Origin of the sequence: Pedobacter sp. FW305-3-2-15-E-R2A2, from assembly GCF_038446955.1 — a bacterium.
In the GTDB taxonomy this organism is placed as follows: Bacteria; Bacteroidota; Bacteroidia; order Sphingobacteriales; family Sphingobacteriaceae; genus Pedobacter.
In genome coordinates this window covers 2,704,654-2,723,298 of the sequence record NZ_CP151803.1, presented here as the reverse complement: position 1 = coordinate 2,723,298, position 18,645 = coordinate 2,704,654, and the positions used below count along the sequence as shown (strand labels likewise).

The following is an 18,645-nucleotide window of genomic DNA, read 5'->3' as shown; positions in this document are numbered from 1 at the left end:
CTTTTCGAAAGTAATTGTTATTTTTTTGTTAACTGACTAAGGATTTTTTTGCTTAGCTCCGTATTAGCTGTAAAAATTGAACCTTGGAATCATCTGATCAACTTTATATCCTCTTCAAAAAATACCTGGACAATACCTGTAGCTTTGAAGAAACACAGCGTTTGATGAATTACTTTGAGCTTGATGAAGATCAGGAACTATTGAGAGACATCATCGTAGACGTTTTAGAAATTCAGGACGAAAGTTATGAAGCTAATGTTGCCATTGCCGAAGTACTGGCAAAGGTTGACCGCGACTTGTTCATTCAGATTCAGACAGCAGCAGCTATACCTGCCGGTAAAAATAAAACCGTTAAACTCTGGTTAAAAATCGCCGCTGTTGCTGCTGCTCTGGCTATAGTATGTACGGGAGTTTATTTCTTCAATTACAAATCAGGAAAGCTTCCGGCCCCTGCCGTAGTCTCGGTAAAGGATGTAAATCCGGGTGATTTTGGCGCCACACTTACCCTCGCAAATGGCAGGAAGATCAGTTTAGCAAATGCTTCCAAGGGAGAAATTGGAAGGGAATCGGGAATGGTCATCACCAAATCCGCTGATGGCAGACTGGTGTACGAAATCAATGAAAATGTTTCTGACCCGAACGCCTCCAATACCTTATCTACCGCCCGGGGAGAAACGTATCAGGTACGTTTACCTGACGGTTCAGTCGTTTATTTAAACGCGGCTTCGAGCCTGACCTACACCCCTTCTCTGATTGAAAATGGAAAACGCGTGGTTAAACTTACCGGTGAAGGATATTTTGAAATAGCGAAGGATAAGCAACACCCATTTATTGTGAAGACAGACAGGCAGGAAGTGGAAGTATTGGGCACACATTTTAACATCAGCAGTTATGCCGATGACGAAGTAGAAAAAACCACCTTGCTGGAAGGAAGTGTGAAATTGTCTGCAGCAGGTAGTTCCAGAATATTAAAACCAGGGCAACAGGCCAGGCTTTCAGGCGATAAAATACAAATCAATGAAATAGATACAGACCTGGCTGTTGCCTGGAAAAACAATGAATTTGTAGTCCAAAGTGAGCGCATTGAAACCATCATGAAAATGATCGGACGATGGTATAATGTGGAGGTCATTTACATTGGTGAAAAAACCAGGCAGCGGTTTAGTGGCAGCGTATCAAGGTTTGATAAAATGTCAAAAGTACTTGAGATTGTGGAATCAACCGGAGAAGCTCATTTTGAAGTCAAAGGAAGAACAGTATACGTATCAAAATAATCAACCAACCTATTAATTAACAGAATATTAACCTTAAACCAAACCACATGAAAAGAAAACTACACTAGCTAAAGATATGTTCAACGAAACCAAGCCCTGACTAGACATCAGGACCTGGTAAAAGTTTGGATTATCTGATTAAAATCAAAATTATAACCGCAGTCCTCCCTACGGTCCAACGCAAAAGAGGCTGCTCAACCAAACCGACCACTAATGTATCAAAATTCAAAGAAATTTGGTATGCCTAAACGGCTGTACCTAAAATTATTGCTAACTATGCGCTTAACCATCGTAATTATAATAGCATGCCTTATGCAGGTAAGTGCGTCGAGCCTTGCCCAAAAAGTGACCTTAAACCAGTCAAATGTTTCGCTTAGAGCTGTCTTTAAGGAGCTTAGGAGACAGACAGGTTACAACTTTTTTTACTCAGACAATTTGTTGGAAAATTCATCACCAGTCAGCATTCAGGTGGAAAATTCTGATTTATCAGCTGTGCTTAAACAGGTTTTTGCCGGGCAAAACCTGGATTTCATTATTACAGAAAAGACTGTGGTTATCAAAGCGGGTACCCAGACCTATCAGGAAATCATTTCCGGCTTTGTAGGTGACGACAAAGACCGTAAGCCCATCCCGGGCGTTACAGTATCAATTAAGGGAACAAAGTCGGTCGTCCAGACGGATAAAAATGGAAAATTTACCATTAGCATTCCAAGGGATGCTAAATCTCTGGAATTCAGATTCATTGGTTATAAGACGGTTGATGTGCCGATCTCAGCGAACTCAGTCTATACCATTTACATGGTTGAGGATCAGCGCTCACTGAACGAGACAGTGATTACGGGGATGGTCGACAGGAAGGTCAGTACCTATACCGGTGCTGCTAAAACCATGACTGCTGCCGAACTTAAGGCCGTGAGTCCGGTAAATCTGTTTACCGGTATCGCCGCACTTGATCCTTCTTTCAGGATGATTCCCAACAACAAGATAGGAGGAAATATCAACGCACTTCCGGAAGTGACCATGCGTGGGCAGACCTCCTACCCGACCCTTGGTTCAGAACTTGTTGGAAACCCCAATACCCCATTATTCATTCTTGATGGATTTCAGGTTTCATTACAGGCGATCGTAGACTTAGACATGAATCAAATTGCCTCGGTAACTTTATTAAAGGATGCTTCGGCTACGGCAATGTACGGTTCCCGTGGAGGTAATGGTGTTATGGTGGTTACCACGATCCTGCCACCAAGAGGAAAAGTAGAGGTTTCTATAAGCAACAATTTCACGTTATCTTCTCCCGACCTTTCTGTTTACCACATGCTGAATTCAACAGAAAAACTGGATTTTGAAAGGCGTGTCGGATTTACCGACAGCTATAGAGGTCAGTATATTAATTCCGAAAGGTATAAAGCGGTGTTGAGCGGTGTGAATACCGACTGGAAATCTATTCCTGTTCAAACAGGCATCAACAATAGAACCAACCTGTCTTTACGCGGAGGTGACCAGTCGCTGACCTTTAACCTTACCTTTAGTGGAAATCTGTTACAGGGCGTAATGAAAGAACAGGACAGGAAAAATTATTCCGGAAGTTTTACGCTGAGTTATAAAACGGATAAATTAACATTCCAAAATAATACCATAGCCACGCAGGTGATTTCCAATGATTCACCTTATGGAGAATTTAGTCAGTATCTGGATTTGAATCCCTACTGGAAACCTTACGATGAAAATGGGAATGTAAATAAATACCTGGAAAATATCAATACAGGCTTCGGCGCAACAGGGGTAAGCTCTGTTAAATTAAATCCATTGATGGATGTTACCTACAACACCATTAACAACAGAAATAAGAATTTCAATTTAAGAAACAACACTACTGTGCGTTATGATGTCAATAAATCTTTATGGTTTAATGGCGCCCTGGGAATCACAAAGGTGAATGGAACGGTAGACAATTTCTATTCGGCTCTGGACAGCCGGTTTGATGGCGTCTCCGATTTAAGTGCAAGGGGTAGCTACACTGTCGACAACAGCACCTCCTTTAGCATGGACGGAACAGGATCAGTAAATTACAACAGGAATTTTGGAATGCACGGTGTTACGGTATATGCAGGCTTCAGGCTCGCCAGTACACGCTTTAATTCCTATTCCGTATCTACACAGGGTTTTCCTTTTGACCGTTTAGATAACCTCCTGTTTGCTGCTCAATATGCAGACAGCAGACCTACAGGGGCAGAAAGTACAATAAACAATCTTTCTTATACCGGAAGTGCCAATTACTCTTATGACAACCGGTACTTTACCGATTTCACCTATACCAGGGACGGCTCTTCGGCCTATGGAGAAAATAATAAATTTGGTAATTTCTGGTCTGCAGGTTTAGGATGGAACATCAACAACGAAAAATTCCTGAAGGATAGCGAAAAAGTCAACCTGTTGAGAATTCGTGGAAGCTACGGTTCTACCGGTACCTCTGTACAGAACCCTTATGCAGCGCAATTCAGGTATAACCTCGGCACAACGACTGGTTATTTTGGCGAAGTAGGTGCCTTTCCTGGTGGACTTGGGAATCCGAATTTGAGCTGGCAACAGGTATTGAAGTCGAATGTTGGTCTTGCTTCCTCCTTTTTTGATAACCGTTTGACTTTCAACGCGGAGGTGTATAATGAAGTCACCCAGAATGCCCTGACTACAGTTTCACTGGCGCCCAGTACAGGTTTTGCTTCTTACACCGAAAACTTAGGTAAAATCCAGAACAGAGGATTGCAACTCGATTTGGGTTATACCATATTTTCCCAACCTCGCAAAGGCTTAAAGTGGAATGTATCTGTCAATGCAGCGACTAATAAATCCGTATTAAAAGAATTGTCTGACAAACTTAAATCCTTCAATGCCGCACTAAATACCAATAACCCCGAACAGACTGTGGAGAATGCCCAGTTTATTGAAGGTAAGTCAACTACGGCCATTTATGCCGTACAATCACTGGGTATTGATCCCATTACCGGTCAGGAAGTATATCGTAAATTAGATGGTACCCCTACTTTTGTCTGGGACGTGAATGATAAGGTTTATGTTGGCGATAGCCGTCCAACCTGGACTGGTGCTGTCAATTCAAATTTCATGTATGCAGGTTTCACGTTAAACTTTAGCATCAATTATAACTACGGCGCTGATCTGTATAACAGTACCTTGTTAAACCGGGTGGAAGCTGTTGATGCTAAAAATAACGTAGACCGGAGAGCATACCAACTGGGATGGACCGGACCTGGAAGTTTGAGTCCATACCGGAGAATTACTTCCTCACCGACACCAACAAAACTTACCTCAAGGTTTGTTCAGCGTGACAACAACATTCAGCTCAGCTCAGTTAATTTGAGCTATCAGTTCAAAACACCCTTCGTTAAAAAATTAGGCTTGCAGAACCTGACCCTTAGTGGAACAACGAATAACCTGGCCAACTTCAGCACCATTGAAATTGAACGTGGTACAGATAATCCGTTTGCAAGGGAATACACATTTGGCCTGAGTGCAAGATTTTAATTCAAAAAACAAATTCATATCCCAATGAAAAGAACAACATTAATCATAGGAATTCTGGCAATAAGTGCCACGCTTTCCAGTTGTAAAAAATTTTTGGATGTAACACCAAAAACAAGTTTATCTGAAGATCAGTTATTTACTTCAGAACCTGGTTTTCAACAGGCTTTATCAGGCGTTTATGGCCAGCTGTCCAGTAAAAACCTTTACGGAGATAACCTTTCTATGGGTTTCATTTCTGCGCTGGCACAAAATTACTCAACAATTAATTCCCAGTCGGAGGTTAAACTACAGGAGACACAAGCCCTGAACTATACTTCAACAGAAGTGGCCGGATATACCAATGCCATCTGGTTTACCAGCTACAGTTCAATTGCCGCAGCGAATAAGATCATTATAAATACAGAAACAAGACGGTCTGTGCTGACGAATAATTCGTATGCACAGCTCCGTGGCGAGGCTTTAGCCTTAAGGGCATTTTTACATTTTGATTTATTGCGGATGTTCGGGCCTGAATATACTGCGGGTGCCAATCTAAAGGCTATTCCTTACAAAAAGGACGTCAACGAAAATGCAAATAAACCGTCAACAACTGCTGATGTCGTTAAATTCGCCCTGGCAGACCTGAAAGAAGCCGAAGATTTGTTATTGCCGGTTGATCCGATTGTGACCAGTGATTTGCGGACCAGGCGGAATAAACTGAATTACTATGGCGTAAAAGCACTGGAAGCAAGAATCAGATTGTACAGTGGCGATAAAGCCGGTGCTGCTGCTGCTGCAAATGTAGTGATCAACTCGACGAAATATAAGTTTGTAACGCAGTCAGAGGCAAGTGCGATATCTGCGGGATTGGTGGTACGTGACCGCTTGTATTTCAATGAGCAGGTATTTATGATCAGGGTTAGGGATATATTGCCTACCGTACAACGTTATTTCAGGTTTAGAGGCGCTGTAGAACAAACCCTAACGCGAACCGACGCTAACTTTTCCAGGCTTTATGAAACCGCAGCCGGAGGCACCACAGACATCAGATACGTATATCGCCTTGAGTCTGATGCAGGAAGCACATTTCCCTCTAAATTCTGGCAGGCCTCTACTGCTACAACTGCGATTAACGACAACTTACGGGATCAGTATGTACCAGGTATACGCCTCGCAGAAATGTACTATATCCTGGCTGAAACAGCGGCAACTCCGGCCATCGGCGTTGAATATCTAAATACAGTACGCCAAAACAGGGGACTTGACATTCTGGCAAATACCATTACAGCCAGCACACTCAGTTCGGAGATCACTAAGGAGTACCAAAAGGAATTTTATGCGGAAGGGCAGTTGTTCTTTTATTATAAGCGCATTAAGTCACGACTCATGCAATTCCGTAACATCAGTATGACACCAAAGGATTATGTACTCCCAATTCCAGATGCTGAACTTCAATTTAATCCGAATTATGCTAACTAATCAAACCGATATTATGAAATACTTATTATGTGTTATGATCATAGTCTGCCTTTTTTCCTGCAAGAAAGAGGTAGTCGAGAGCTATCAGGGAAAGAATGGCATTAGTTTCTTTGCCTATACTTACCAACTTTTACATACCACTGGAATCAGAAGTTACTCTTTTGCCTTGCAAGCTACTGAAAAACAAAGGGACACCCTATTTATACCCTTGCGCATTACCGGGAAGCTGTCCGATCAGCCGCGTACGGTACTGCTAAAAGCAGTTGAAGGAACGAATGCCACTGCAGGAGTGGATTTTGAGCTGAAAGAAGTAGTCATTCCAGCCGGAGTCTCCACATTTAATTATCCCCTTATACTGATCAACTCTGTTGGTATGGCAAGCAATGTGTATAGAATTGTATTGGAACCGGCAGAAACCAAGGACTTTACTTTGGGTACTTTTGGCGCGACACCCGCTACAACCGCGAATCTGCAGACTGAAGAAAATTTCAGATATCTGAAGATTGATGTAACCAGCCAGTATATCGAACCTGCTTACTGGCCAGAACTCTCGTCAGATTTTGGGGAGTTTAGCGCTGTAAAATACAAGTTCATGGTGAAAACACTGGGTATCACAGATTATTCTTACGAAAAGATAGGGCTTGACGGTCAATTGAACTTTCCTGTTACGCTAAGAATCGCACTGGCCGCTTATGAAGCTGCAAATGGTCCATTATTAGATGAGAACGGTCAACAAATTTCCTTCCCTTAATTTTAATATTATGTATTTAAAATATTTTTTAAAGCTCAGCCTGATTGTTGTAGTCATGCTAACATTTGCGTGCAGCAAGGACAATCAATCATTTAAATATCAGGAAATTAACGATATTAAGATTAAGGATGCCACTACCAGTTTTACGGTAGCTCAATTGGATTCGCTGGTCATCACGCCAACATTGGTAGAAACAATGCCTGAAGGAGATTCATTTACCTACAGCTGGACCCTTGATTCAACAGTCATTGCCCAATCTAAAAACTTACGTATCAAAGTAACCTTAAGTCCAGGTACTTATCCGATGACTTACAGGGTGACGAGTAGCAGAAATGGCATTTATACGCTTCAGCGTTATATCATTACCGTAAACGGGCTCTATCCAGACGGATGGTATGTAGTCAATAGCGAGGATGGAAAAGGCAAGGTTTCTTTGATCCGGACGGATGATGTGATTTTTGACAACCCCATGGAAGTCGCCAACAATAAAACCTATCCAGGAAAACCATTAAGCTTATATAATTTCGGGAAAGGTGGTTTCTTCTATTACTTTACCGATCAAAATGCGTATCGGTTTAATAGTAACGACTGGTTGGAACTTGGCGATAAAAGTTCCGTACTTCCAAATTTGGCGACATCACTTCCGTTCAAAACCACACCAGTATTTTCAATGAACACCTCAAAATTTTCACAGTTCATTGTTGCAGACCGCAGCTTGTACGTTGGCATTTCCGGTACGACTTCGCAAAACGTTACCCCTTTCACCGAACGCATTCCCGGCAATTATGATTTATTCCCTGGTGTTTTCCCCGCCAATTTTAACCTGAGCTATTTTTATGACAACACCACAATGTCCTTTATGCAGATGGGAAACTTCTCAAGAATCCTGGAACGTTCACGTGAAACCCCAACGATGTCTTTCGATATGGCGAACGTCGGTAAAAAAATGATTGCCTATGACCGCGGCGTAACCATCTTAGGCGATGAGGGAATTGAATGGTACTGCATTATGGAAGATAATGCCGGTCGCTACTTGCTGTCCCTGACCGGTGATGCTGACAACACCTATCCCGGGATTAATCAAAAAATGCTGAATAGTCCGGAAATCGGCAGTGCAAATAACTTTGCAACTTCATCGATTCTAAAACAACTTTATTATACTGTTGGCAACAAGGTTTATCTATACGACATCCTTGCGAATTCGTCACGCCTGATTTACACTTTCCCTTCGGGATACGTGATCAAAGACATTGAAATGCAGCGCAGCACCAGTAAACAACTGGTAATTGGTGTGAATACCGGTGCAGCGGGTGAGGTCTATTATTTCGACATTAATGGCTTGGGACAATTTAGCAATAACACCTTCGCTAAAAAATTCACCGGCTTCGGTGAAATCATACAACTTGCCCCTGCCAGACAAAACCTGTAGACTATACAACGAATTTAAAGAATCACTTAATATCTAGTCAAAATGAAAAAAATATTTATGCTCATTACTATCCTATTTTCAGTATCATCAGCATACAGCCAGCAGGGCGAACCGCCCTATAAAGCAAGTCTTGATTCTTTGAAGATCTTCATCGATCCTTTAAAAAAGGAAGAAATTCTTACACGCCTGATGAAAACCCATCAGCATGACAGTTTTGACCAGTACATCGCTACACTGGTAGATAATTTTGTGATGGCAAAAAACTCGGAAAAGGCTTTATTCCATTTTAATCAGATTGCACAAACCGCACGCATCATGTATGTTGGATCGGTTGCGACGGGAATTATGGCTTACGATCTGAAAGCCGCAGAAACATTGATTGATCAAGAATTGGCAAATCCGACGAATGTTCAGGAAGACCGGCTGTTCCTGTTAAATCTGTACAGTCAGGTGATGGATAAGAAAGGTGACCATAACCAGGCTTTTGCTGCTATAAAGGAGTGCTATGAGCAGGCACCAAGAAAAAGTGCAGGATTGACCGCACAATATTATTATTTGATGAGTAAAACAGGCAGATACCAGGAGGCATTTCCAGAGCTGGAAAAAGCAGCATCGGCAGGTTTAGTTGATGATAATTTTAAGGAAGAACTGAAAAATGCCTATTCAAAAATAAATCCGGGAAAAGATGCAGACGCTTACCTAACCACTTTAACACATCAGTTTGAAGAAAAGTATAAGGCGGAATTAACAGCTAAGATGATCGCCGAGCAGGCGCCAAATTTTAAAGTTAAAGACCTTAACGGTAAAGAAGTGTCATTGTCAGATTTTAAGGGTAAAACGATTGTTCTGGACTTTTGGGCCACCTGGTGCGGGCCTTGTAAAAAATCTCTTCCGGGGATGCAACTGATGGTCAACAAATACAAGAATGACCCGAATGTAAAGTTTCTGTTTATTCACACCTGGGAAACTGTTCCAGACCCTAAATCGGATGCGGTGAACTACCTATTAACGCATAACCTGGATCTGCCCTTATATATGGATGTTAGAAATCCGGAGACAAAAAAGAATCCTGCGGTATCTTCATTTGGTGTAGATGGAATCCCTGCAAAATTTGTAATTGACGGGAACGGGAAAATACGTTTTAAAACAAGTGGATTTGCCTGGCCAAATGAGGCTGCAGTGAAGGAGCTTTCTGCCATGATAGAGTTGTCCCGCTAAACAATAGCCATAACAGGAAGTTTCCTGTTATGGCTATTCAGTTTCAAGCCCCTTATCTTTATTAAACTTTCTTTTTTCTGTCATATATTCAGAGGGATATTTTGTTTTATTTACCTTAGAAATTAAAAATGGATATTGAATGTTTGAAATGAATTATACCGTTGATGAAATGGCGTAGGAGAATACCGCTCCATTTGGTGTCGCATTCTTAGCCCAGATTCTCCCGCCAAGCTTTTGAATAAAATCCTTACACATAGAAAGTGCGATTCCAGCTCCGTGTTGAGTCGAAGAGCCAAAATTACCGGACACTGAAAATAGCTTACTGATCGTTAGTTCATCCATCCCCTGCCCCTGGTCGGTAACCGACACCGTAATCGAATCACCATCCTCCATACTGTTAATTACAATCGTACTGCCTACAGGGGAGAATTTAATGGCATTTGACAGTAAATTACGATTCACAAACTGCAACATTTCCTTGTCAGATGTTGCGGTGATGTGCATTGGTATCTGATTAGACAAGGTTATCCTTTTGGCGTCCAGCTGTTGCTTCATGATCTCTGCTGATTCGCAGAACAGGTCATAAAGCACCAGTATTTCCGGATTATATTGATAACCGGACAATTGTTGCTTGATCCACTGTAATATGCTGTCAAATGAATCCAGCATATCCGAAGCTTGTCTTTCTATGTCGCCATAGAACTCTTCCATTTCTGACTTTGTAAACTCAGGATTGTCCTTCATTAGGCTGGCAATACTTATGGTAGAGATCAGTGGCGTCCTGAAATCATGCGCCAGAATAGAGAAGAGTTTGTTTTTGAATTCATCATTTACCTGCAAGGTTTTATTTTGTTCCAGCACCGTCAGGTTTAACTGTTCCAGTTCACGTTGATGTTTACGTGAAATCTGGTATAACCGGTAAATAAAAAGGAGTAAAAATATACCAACTACACAAATGACAATTAACATCAAGATCTTAGTTTTGCTGTTCTTATTGACAAGATTTAAAAATGTATTGTCAGTTTGTATGGTACTGTACTTGATGTAATCCCCTACAAATTTTTTAAGCTTCTCATTCTCTTCAGCCATTACACTTTCCAGCAGCTTTTGAACGCTGATCATTTGATCCTTATTACCTGATAACGCGGTATAGTGTAAGATGTCCTTTAATATCGGGATTAGCTCCAGGACATAATCCTTTTTTTTAGCCAATTGATAACTGAGCCAGGCATAATGCAATGCACTATCCGGCTGATTCTTGTAAAACCTGGTGTAGGAACTCAGTAAATAAATTTCCTGATCATCAAGCTCATATTTCCGCGCCTCCGATAACGTAGTTCCAAGCAGTGCTAGTGCTGCTGTATTACGGCCTTTTTTGAGCAGCAGGTCGAATTCCAATTCTTTTACTGCAATCAGTACCCGGTAGTCTTTATAAATACCGGCAATCTCACGGGTTTTGTCAATATAGTACGCAAGACTATCATCTGAAAGATCCGGATTACTCATGCAGTAATTGGCATATACAAGGCTCATAATACTGTCTCTCCTTCCTGTTCGCATCACTTGTCGAAAAAGCTCAAGCCCCTTTTTAGCGTCATTCAGACTCAGATATACGTTACCCATGTTCATCGTTACCTGACTCACATTTGGCGTATCCTTTTGCGCTTTGTAAGCAGATAAAGCATGTGTGTAGAGTTGAAGTGATTCCTGGTACATTCCCCTGATATAAAGCACCGAGGCGATTACATTATCTGCATCTGCTTTTCCTTTGGGATACTCCATCCTGCTGGCCAGTTCTTTAGCCATCATGCCAAAATAAAGGCTGCTATCAATATCCTTCATATGATAAAGCATTCCCAGGCGGTTTATCGAATTGATATAACGAATACTGTCTTTAACATAAGGCAATTTCTGCCGCTCTGCGCGGATCAGATTGGACTGTCCTTGTACTGTGCCATAGCAAAATGGCAAAATCAGTAAAAAATAACCTATCAGTTTTTTTGATCGGGACATGGCTTAAATGCAAATAGTTTAAACTAAGTTATTATTTAATTAGAACAAAAACTGTTAAAAGTAAGCCTAAAATCTGTTCATTTCATTTATTTACAAACAGTGTTTTTAATTTTATCATGAGCTACCAGGATAATTAATTTGAGCCGTATAGATAAGCTCAATAATGATCGAAAGCTGATCTTTGTATCATGACAACGATTAAAAAAATACAATTGGGCCAAAACGGCCCGCTCGTGTCCAAACTAGGTTTGGGCTGTATGCGCATGTCTTCCGTATGGGGAGGTTCAACGCCAGATGAAACTGAAAGCATAGCCACCATACAGTCGGCACTTGACAATGGCATCAATTTTTTAAATACCGGCGACTTCTATGGTGCAGGACACAATGAATTATTAGTCGGCAAAGCCATTAAAGGCCGCAGGGACGATGCTTTCATCAGCGTTAAATTTGGGGCTTTCTTTCATAATGGCCAATGGCTGGGCCTGGATCTGCGCCCTGTGGCCATCAAGAATTTCATCAATTATTCGCTTACCCGTTTAGGCATTGAAACCATAGACCTGTACCAGCCCTGCCGGATGGATGGCAGCGTACCTGTAGAAGATATTATAGGCACGGTAGCCGACCTGATCAAAGAAGGTAAAGTCCGCTACATCGGTGTTTCTGAGATCACAGCTGATCAACTGCGTGAAGCAAACCAGATTCATCCGATCAGTGCACTGGAAATTGGCTATTCACTGGCAGACCGACAAATAGAAAGCGAATTATTGCCGGCAGCTAAAGAAATGGGTATCGCAGTAGCCGCCTTTGCCAACACTGCCGAAGGTTTGTTAACGGGCGATATGAAAGCGCCGCTTGCAGCCGATGATCATCACCTGCACTTCTCTCGTTTTCAAGGCGATAACCTCATCAAAAACCTGGAAAAAGTGGAAATATTGAAAGCCTTAGCGAAGGATAAACAAGTTACACCTACACAAATCGCCATCGCCTGGGTAAATGCGCAAGGCGACCATATCATGCCATTGGTAAGCATGAGCCGCCGTTCAAGGTTACCGGAAAATATCGCTGCCATGAGCATTGAATTTACAACCTCTGAAATAGAATTATTAAATACTACTTTTGCACCGGGCGCCATCTTAGGCGGCACTTATTTACAAAGATAAATGACCAATCCAGCTGAAATACTTCCCGGCGTGATCTTCTATTCCTATCTCTCCGCAGAACGGAAAGATAAAGTATGCTTCTGGAACCATCATACGCTGGTATTGATGGTTTCCGGGCAACTTCATTTAGAAACGGCCGACCAGCGCCTGGAGCTCAAAGCAGGCGAAATGCTGCTGGTAGGTAAAAATCAGCTGGGTACACTAACTAAAACACCTCTTCCCGGACAAGCCTATGAAAGTATCGTTATTTGCCTTCAGGAAGATCTGTTGCGCAAAATAGCACTGGAAGAACAGATCGACACCAGTCCTAAATATGTCGGCCCATCAAACGTGCCCGTTCCCTCCGATCCATTTCTTCTTGGCTATTTTCAATCCATTATTCCTTACGCACAGGCCACAGCAGGAACGCTCACAGAAGATATGGGTATCCTCAAAGTCAAAGAAGGCGTTAAACTATTATTACATAGCCTGCCGCAATTGAGGTCATATTTATTCGATTTTGCAGAACCTCATAAAATTGATCTGGAGCGCTTTATGATGACCAATTTTCATTTTAACGTTCCGATTGAAAGATTTGCGCGGCTCACCGGACGCAGCCTGGCAGGTTTTAAACGCGACTTTGCAAAAACGTTTGGCGTACCGCCCCGTCAATGGCTGTTAGATAAACGCCTAAAAGCAGCAAAGCATTTGATCGAACAGAAACATCAAAAGCCATCGGCCATTTATTTAGATCTCGGCTTCGAAAGTCTGCCCCATTTTTCGCGCTCGTTCAAACAAAAATTCGGTAAAGCACCGTCGATGATTTGAAGCGAGGTTAAGCTTATCAAATAGTCTCTCTAAGTTATTTTATAATAGCTAATGGCTTTCTCAACCCGCCTCCTATTTGATTTACGTTTAAGCGCGAACTTGACCTGCCCCCCATAAACTTGGATCAAGTCTGTTTCGGAAAATGAATAGATTGAACAAAATGATATAAAATTGCGCATTAAAAAAATATAAACGTCGTTCTTTAGTTAAAGAACAACTCTTTTTAAGTTTTATTTATAAAAATGTGATGTCGACCAAAAATCCAGTCACTTAATCTTTATAGTTACTATCATTATATTCGTTTCAGCGTTGGCCAACCTGGGCGTCTCCTGAAAAGCCTTAAATAGAGTAAGGATTTTAAATTAAAAAATCCCTAATTATGAAAAGTTTAGAATTAAAAAACCTTGGTGTTCAGGAAATGAACGATATAGAGATGAAATACGTTGAAGGCGGTGGATTAACTGAAATTATTGGCTCTGTTGGTGGAATTATAAAGCCTGTCGTTGGCACTGTTAATGCGGTAGTTGATAAGCTTAAGGATACTGCCAGTAATATAGGTGCTATAATTGGTGGCATCGTTGGATTTTAATCCAGGAGTAACTATAATAACCGGAGCTTAAAGTAACGGTTATTATTTTTAAAATAAGCTGTAGAATATCTGTTGTAGCGTATGAGGTTCCTTATATTATGCTCATTAAGCTGTCGACTGTGCTGTACTTTTCCTGCAATTACCTGATGCTCATGGTTGATTATTTTAAAGGCTGTATGGAAGAACATGATATCGACAGGTGGTCATTTTTTGCTGAGGAATATATTGAATCCAGAATAAATGTGATTCTTATGAGAATGTATACATACGCGATCTGGATCGTTTAAGATAAGTTTGGGCGTAAAGAATTCGACCTGATATTTAATCTCATTCGTAATATGGATGTATGGGGAATATTTATGAATGACCATCTTTCTGTATGGAAGGAAATAGAGGATAAAGATTCAGGCAATTGGATTATTATAAAATGCCGGCAAACAGGAGTACAATTTAGGGAGGTTTATGCCGAACAATTTAAGCAAACACTAGATCAAACATATTTGGTCATCAATAAACTCAATCTGATAGATCTGACACATCATACAGATATCGGAAAGAATGTGCTCCATTTCATTGCCGGACTTTATATCTGGACCAAGTACAGCAAGCGATATAGGGAAAGTTAGCAATTGTTATTCCCCGTCTTTATTGCGTCTTTGTCTCTGCTATTTATCAACATGCTAAAGTAGCAAAACAACATACTGACCAATGGGTGGTTCAATTTGGTTTGTTTAAAGGAGCACATTTTAAGATAAAAATCATCCTTAATCCTTAAAAAAACATTATGAAAAACCTTAAAACCATCCTCCTTAACCCATTCCCATCAAGGGTAAGTCCATACCTAACATTAATGAGAGAAAAAAGCGAGCAATGGATCAATGAAGATTATGGTACGCTGCCCGAGCCCTTTCTCAAAATGATGAAAAGACTTGATGGCGCTTCCTGGGCTGCACATTCCTGGCCGGATGCCCCCCTTCCTTTATCCATCTCGTTTACCAGAGCATTGCTTTGGGGTATTGCACAGGATGATTATTATGCCCCTTACCAGGCAGATGAATTGTCTAAGGTAACCTGCCGGATGATGGAGGTCGCAAGGGGTTCAGTACCTGATCCGGAAGAAAATCCAATCATTCATCAGTTCTCCATCCTGATGAGGGAATTCGAAGCTATTGCTACAGAAGACTGGATAAAAAGATATATATGCGATGTGTCTGAATATCTTGAAGGCATAGAAATAGATTCTTCTATCAGTTACCGTAAAAACATTAACTATCCTTCCATTCAGGAATACATCCCGATCCGCAGGAAAAATGTCGCCATGGCCACTGTAAACGATAAGATAGAACTGGTGACCGGCATTTTGCCTGATTATATCGTAGCACACCCCTTTGTCCAGCAAGCCAGAAACATTGGAGGAGACTTATTTGCATGGAGTAATGATCTGATTTCATTTGAAAAGGAAATGCGTGATGAAGAAGCTCTGAACCTGGTCCTTGTCATTCAAAATGAGCGAAAATGCCCAATGGAAGATGCTTTTGATGAAGCAGTGCAAATGTATAATTCACGCGTAGAGGAGTTTATGACTTTATATCATAATCTTCCGGATTTCGGTGTATATACACCAGTGGTGAAAAAATTTCTCGAAGGCCAGGGTTTATGGATCAGTGGTTATCTGAAATGGTTTGAGGATACAAAAAGATACAGCATGCAGGACTAGCTCCTGAAAACCAAATTCAATTGATGTTGTTATATTCATAATGAAAACAATATTTTATTCTCTGATGGCGATCCTGCTATTTAGCTCCGCAACATGCAGAAGATCCCCGTCGGGCTCTTCACTGGATAAACAGTTGATTGGTGCATGGAAGTATACCAAAAAAAGTGGTGGTTATGCCGGTAAATCTGAGAATGCTGATCCGGCAATAAATCATGTCCTTGAGTTTAAAATCGGATTTAATTATATCAGAAAAACAAACGATCAGGTTTCAGAACAGGGATCCTATGAACTGTATAAGACTAAAAGCATCTATTCGGGTAAAGAAGATCATGCAATACGGTTCAGTTCGACGTTGGATCATCCAAATCAGAACAGCGTTATTTCATTGCGAAATGACACCCTAATTATTGCTGATAATGTTAATGATGGCTTTAAGATCGAATACATCAGAATAAAATAAGGCTCAATATACAGCACCTTAAAATATCTACCAGCATCCTTCAACCCGTCCTCAAACAACAATCAACAATCTGATTTTCAGATATTTAAACTATTTGCCGATACGCAAATCACAAAATCATGAATACAAGACACTTAACTACAATAAACAACAAATAAGAATCATAAATTATCATCAATGGTTATCTCACTTGTTATGTGGAAAACCAACAACTAATTAGGTAAGAGTTGTTTAAACATTACATTTTCTTCTCCATAATGTGGTTACTACATTGATATAAACCATTCCACTTTAAACACCTAGGCATGTTCACATGGCAAATTTCCAGGATTTAAAACCGGCGGTATAATGGTAAGGCTATTAGCTTTAAATGACTTTTTTATAATGTTATTTACGCCTATCATACTTACTTTCCCAACCTTCTTTATGCCCCTAATTGTTATCGGCTTATCGGGCCATTTTGTACAGATTACATACAGTTGATTTTGATTCGTCATAAAAAACACAGACTTGTCGCTTGACTGGGGCGTTTTTCCCATGCAGAACTACCATAAATGGCCTCTCCATTCAGATTTAACCACTCGCCAATATTGAGAAGGCTCTCCTGCATTACTACTGGTATAAGGCCATTGGCATCAAGACCAATATTCAACAGTAAATTACCGCGGTTCCCAACTTTATTGATCAGTAAATCAATTATTTTTTTTGAGCTGGAATAGTCATCAGCTGTTTCAAATTTATTATATCCATAAGACATCCCGATGCCGCGGCTTTCTTTCCAAGGATATTCACTCTTTTCATCTATTCCTTTTCCATTGTGTACCATATCATATTCTGTCGTATAATAACCTCCATGTTTACTTCTGGTTTGTTGTCCATATACCGATCCTGGTAATCTGTGTAAATTTCATGCTTCAAATACAGTCCGTTAATTCCCCCGCACTCTGGTTAAACAGCAATTTGACATAACAGCAACAACTTGGTTTCAGTTTTCATAATTAACTATATCCTCCTCACGCTCTAACAATCTAAAGGTCTGTGATTTGATTTTTTCATAAAAATGGATAAAGCACCTAAAGGCGCTTTATCCATAAATCATCGACGACCAGTTATAATTGGGCTTTGTACTGTTTCAACTTAGCTTCGTAATCAGTAACTGTGTAGTCCATTATACTTCCTACCATCGTACCATCCTTTAAAGCTATTCTGGCTAATTTCAATGCCATTTCCTGGCAATTTATAGCATTTTTAAAGTCGCCGCCTTTAAAAAAACAAGTTGCCAATGCATCCAGCAACATTGGATTCGTTAAGGTATCAATATTCCCAAAACTATTCGCTGTCCACAGATAGGTATCTTTGGATAAACCATCCCTATTGTAAACATCACCGAGCACAATTGAAGAAGCTGAATTTAGTTCTTTATGCCAGTGCCTGGCAAAATTCATTGCTTTTTGTTCATCCATTTCCAACAAAACTTTGAATTTCATGCCATCCATCATCGTTTTATAATCGGGTTGCGATAGTTTTAACTGTTCAATCAACTCAAGTGCTTTTGAATATTCCTTAGCTTTCATTGCATCCTGCAGAGGGGTAAAAGCAGCCATCAATTCGGCATTCTGTTTTCTTGCAGATGCTGCACTTTTTGTAAATCTGGTTTTAAACGCTTCCATATCGTACTTACCTGCCAGCATTTCTGGCAAAATGCTATCCAGTGAATTTGGATGGCCGATCCATATAATTTTACCATCCTTTACAATAAATGTAGATGGGATGCCATTCTCTCCTGCTGCTTTCATCCAATTGTTCCCCATAAACTGCTCATTGTTATCTGCAATAACAGAATAGCCCATATTGGCATCATTGCCTTTTACAAATTTCTCTACAGCAGGCAATGAGGATTCATAGGGCTTGCCCTCAGGCACCTTCTCCCATATTCCTACGCCAATAAACGAAATTTCACCTTTGTATTGCTGCTGCAGCTTAGTTAAGTGTGGCATTGCTTGCTTACAGGGTCCACACCATGTGGCCCAAAATTCCAGCACGTACAATTGTTCTCCATTTAAGGAATTAACCGGCTCACCTTTAATCCATTTGGAATATTTTAGCGGAGGCGCCTGATCTCCTATATTTAATACACTATTTTGCTGCGCAGCTGCATTCCCAAAAATTAAGAATGTACAGATGGAAATGACCAATATACAAATGGCGTTAGTGTTCTTTTTCATAATT

The 18,645-nt window shown here is 40.7% G+C and carries 14 protein-coding genes; 11 read left to right on the top strand and 3 right to left on the bottom strand.

Going from position 1 to position 18,645, the window contains the following annotated elements:
* Positions 1–83 precede the first annotated feature (83 nt).
* From AAFF35_RS11420 to AAFF35_RS11395, 6 genes are all read left to right on the top strand, one after another.
* Positions 84–1,274, top strand: a complete 1,191-nt coding sequence (locus AAFF35_RS11420) for a FecR domain-containing protein (RefSeq protein WP_342332614.1) — start codon at positions 84–86, stop codon at positions 1,272–1,274.
* Positions 1,275–1,712: 438 nt separating this feature from the next.
* The gene (locus AAFF35_RS11415) at positions 1,713–4,814 is read left to right on the top strand and encodes a SusC/RagA family TonB-linked outer membrane protein (RefSeq protein WP_342332612.1); all 3,102 of its coding nucleotides are present in this window, start codon (positions 1,713–1,715) and stop codon (positions 4,812–4,814) included.
* Positions 4,815–4,838: 24 nt separating this feature from the next.
* Positions 4,839–6,272 (top strand): RagB/SusD family nutrient uptake outer membrane protein, encoded by a 1,434-nt coding sequence (locus tag AAFF35_RS11410; RefSeq protein ID WP_342332610.1) that lies wholly within the window; start codon positions 4,839–4,841, stop codon positions 6,270–6,272.
* Between the two features lie 13 nt (positions 6,273–6,285).
* Positions 6,286–7,023 carry a DUF4843 domain-containing protein gene (locus AAFF35_RS11405; protein WP_342332608.1) on the top strand — a complete coding sequence of 246 codons (738 nt, stop codon included), beginning with the start codon at positions 6,286–6,288 and terminating at the stop codon, positions 7,021–7,023.
* Positions 7,024–7,033: 10 nt separating this feature from the next.
* Positions 7,034–8,452 (top strand): PKD-like family lipoprotein, encoded by a 1,419-nt coding sequence (locus AAFF35_RS11400; protein ID WP_342332606.1) that lies wholly within the window; start codon positions 7,034–7,036, stop codon positions 8,450–8,452.
* A 42-nt stretch (positions 8,453–8,494) separates the two neighbouring features.
* Positions 8,495–9,670: a TlpA disulfide reductase family protein gene (locus AAFF35_RS11395; RefSeq protein WP_342332605.1), complete on the top strand. Its 1,176-nt coding sequence runs from the start codon at positions 8,495–8,497 to the stop codon at positions 9,668–9,670.
* A gap of 153 nt (positions 9,671–9,823) precedes the next feature.
* Here the strand turns inward: AAFF35_RS11395 and AAFF35_RS11390 are convergent, their stop codons facing one another.
* Positions 9,824–11,683 (bottom strand): tetratricopeptide repeat-containing sensor histidine kinase, encoded by a 1,860-nt coding sequence (locus tag AAFF35_RS11390; RefSeq protein WP_342332604.1) that lies wholly within the window; start codon positions 11,681–11,683, stop codon positions 9,824–9,826.
* A 188-nt stretch (positions 11,684–11,871) separates the two neighbouring features.
* Here AAFF35_RS11390 and AAFF35_RS11385 point away from each other — a divergent pair, with 188 nt between their 5' ends.
* From AAFF35_RS11385 to AAFF35_RS11365, 5 genes are all read left to right on the top strand, one after another.
* Positions 11,872–12,843 carry an aldo/keto reductase gene (locus AAFF35_RS11385; RefSeq protein ID WP_342332603.1) on the top strand — a complete coding sequence of 324 codons (972 nt, stop codon included), beginning with the start codon at positions 11,872–11,874 and terminating at the stop codon, positions 12,841–12,843.
* Entirely contained in the window at positions 12,844–13,650 is an 807-nt protein-coding gene (locus AAFF35_RS11380; RefSeq protein ID WP_342332602.1) for an AraC family transcriptional regulator, read from the top strand. It abuts the gene before it with no gap.
* A gap of 379 nt (positions 13,651–14,029) precedes the next feature.
* A complete protein-coding gene (locus AAFF35_RS11375; RefSeq protein WP_342332601.1) occupies positions 14,030–14,239 on the top strand; it encodes a hypothetical protein in 210 nt (69 codons plus the stop codon).
* Between the two features lie 784 nt (positions 14,240–15,023).
* A complete protein-coding gene (locus AAFF35_RS11370; RefSeq protein ID WP_342332600.1) occupies positions 15,024–15,956 on the top strand; it encodes a hypothetical protein in 933 nt (310 codons plus the stop codon).
* A gap of 40 nt (positions 15,957–15,996) precedes the next feature.
* On the top strand, positions 15,997–16,416 hold the full coding sequence (locus tag AAFF35_RS11365; RefSeq protein ID WP_342332598.1) for a hypothetical protein: 420 nt from the start codon (positions 15,997–15,999) through the stop codon (positions 16,414–16,416).
* Positions 16,417–16,909: 493 nt separating this feature from the next.
* On the opposite strand, the gene AAFF35_RS11360 is transcribed toward AAFF35_RS11365, so the two are convergent.
* Positions 16,910–17,242 (bottom strand): alpha-L-fucosidase, encoded by a 333-nt coding sequence (locus AAFF35_RS11360; protein WP_342332597.1) that lies wholly within the window; start codon positions 17,240–17,242, stop codon positions 16,910–16,912.
* 283 nt (positions 17,243–17,525) lie between these two features.
* Positions 17,526–18,641 carry a TlpA disulfide reductase family protein gene (locus AAFF35_RS11355; protein ID WP_342332596.1) on the bottom strand — a complete coding sequence of 372 codons (1,116 nt, stop codon included), beginning with the start codon at positions 18,639–18,641 and terminating at the stop codon, positions 17,526–17,528.
* Positions 18,642–18,645 lie beyond the last annotated feature (4 nt).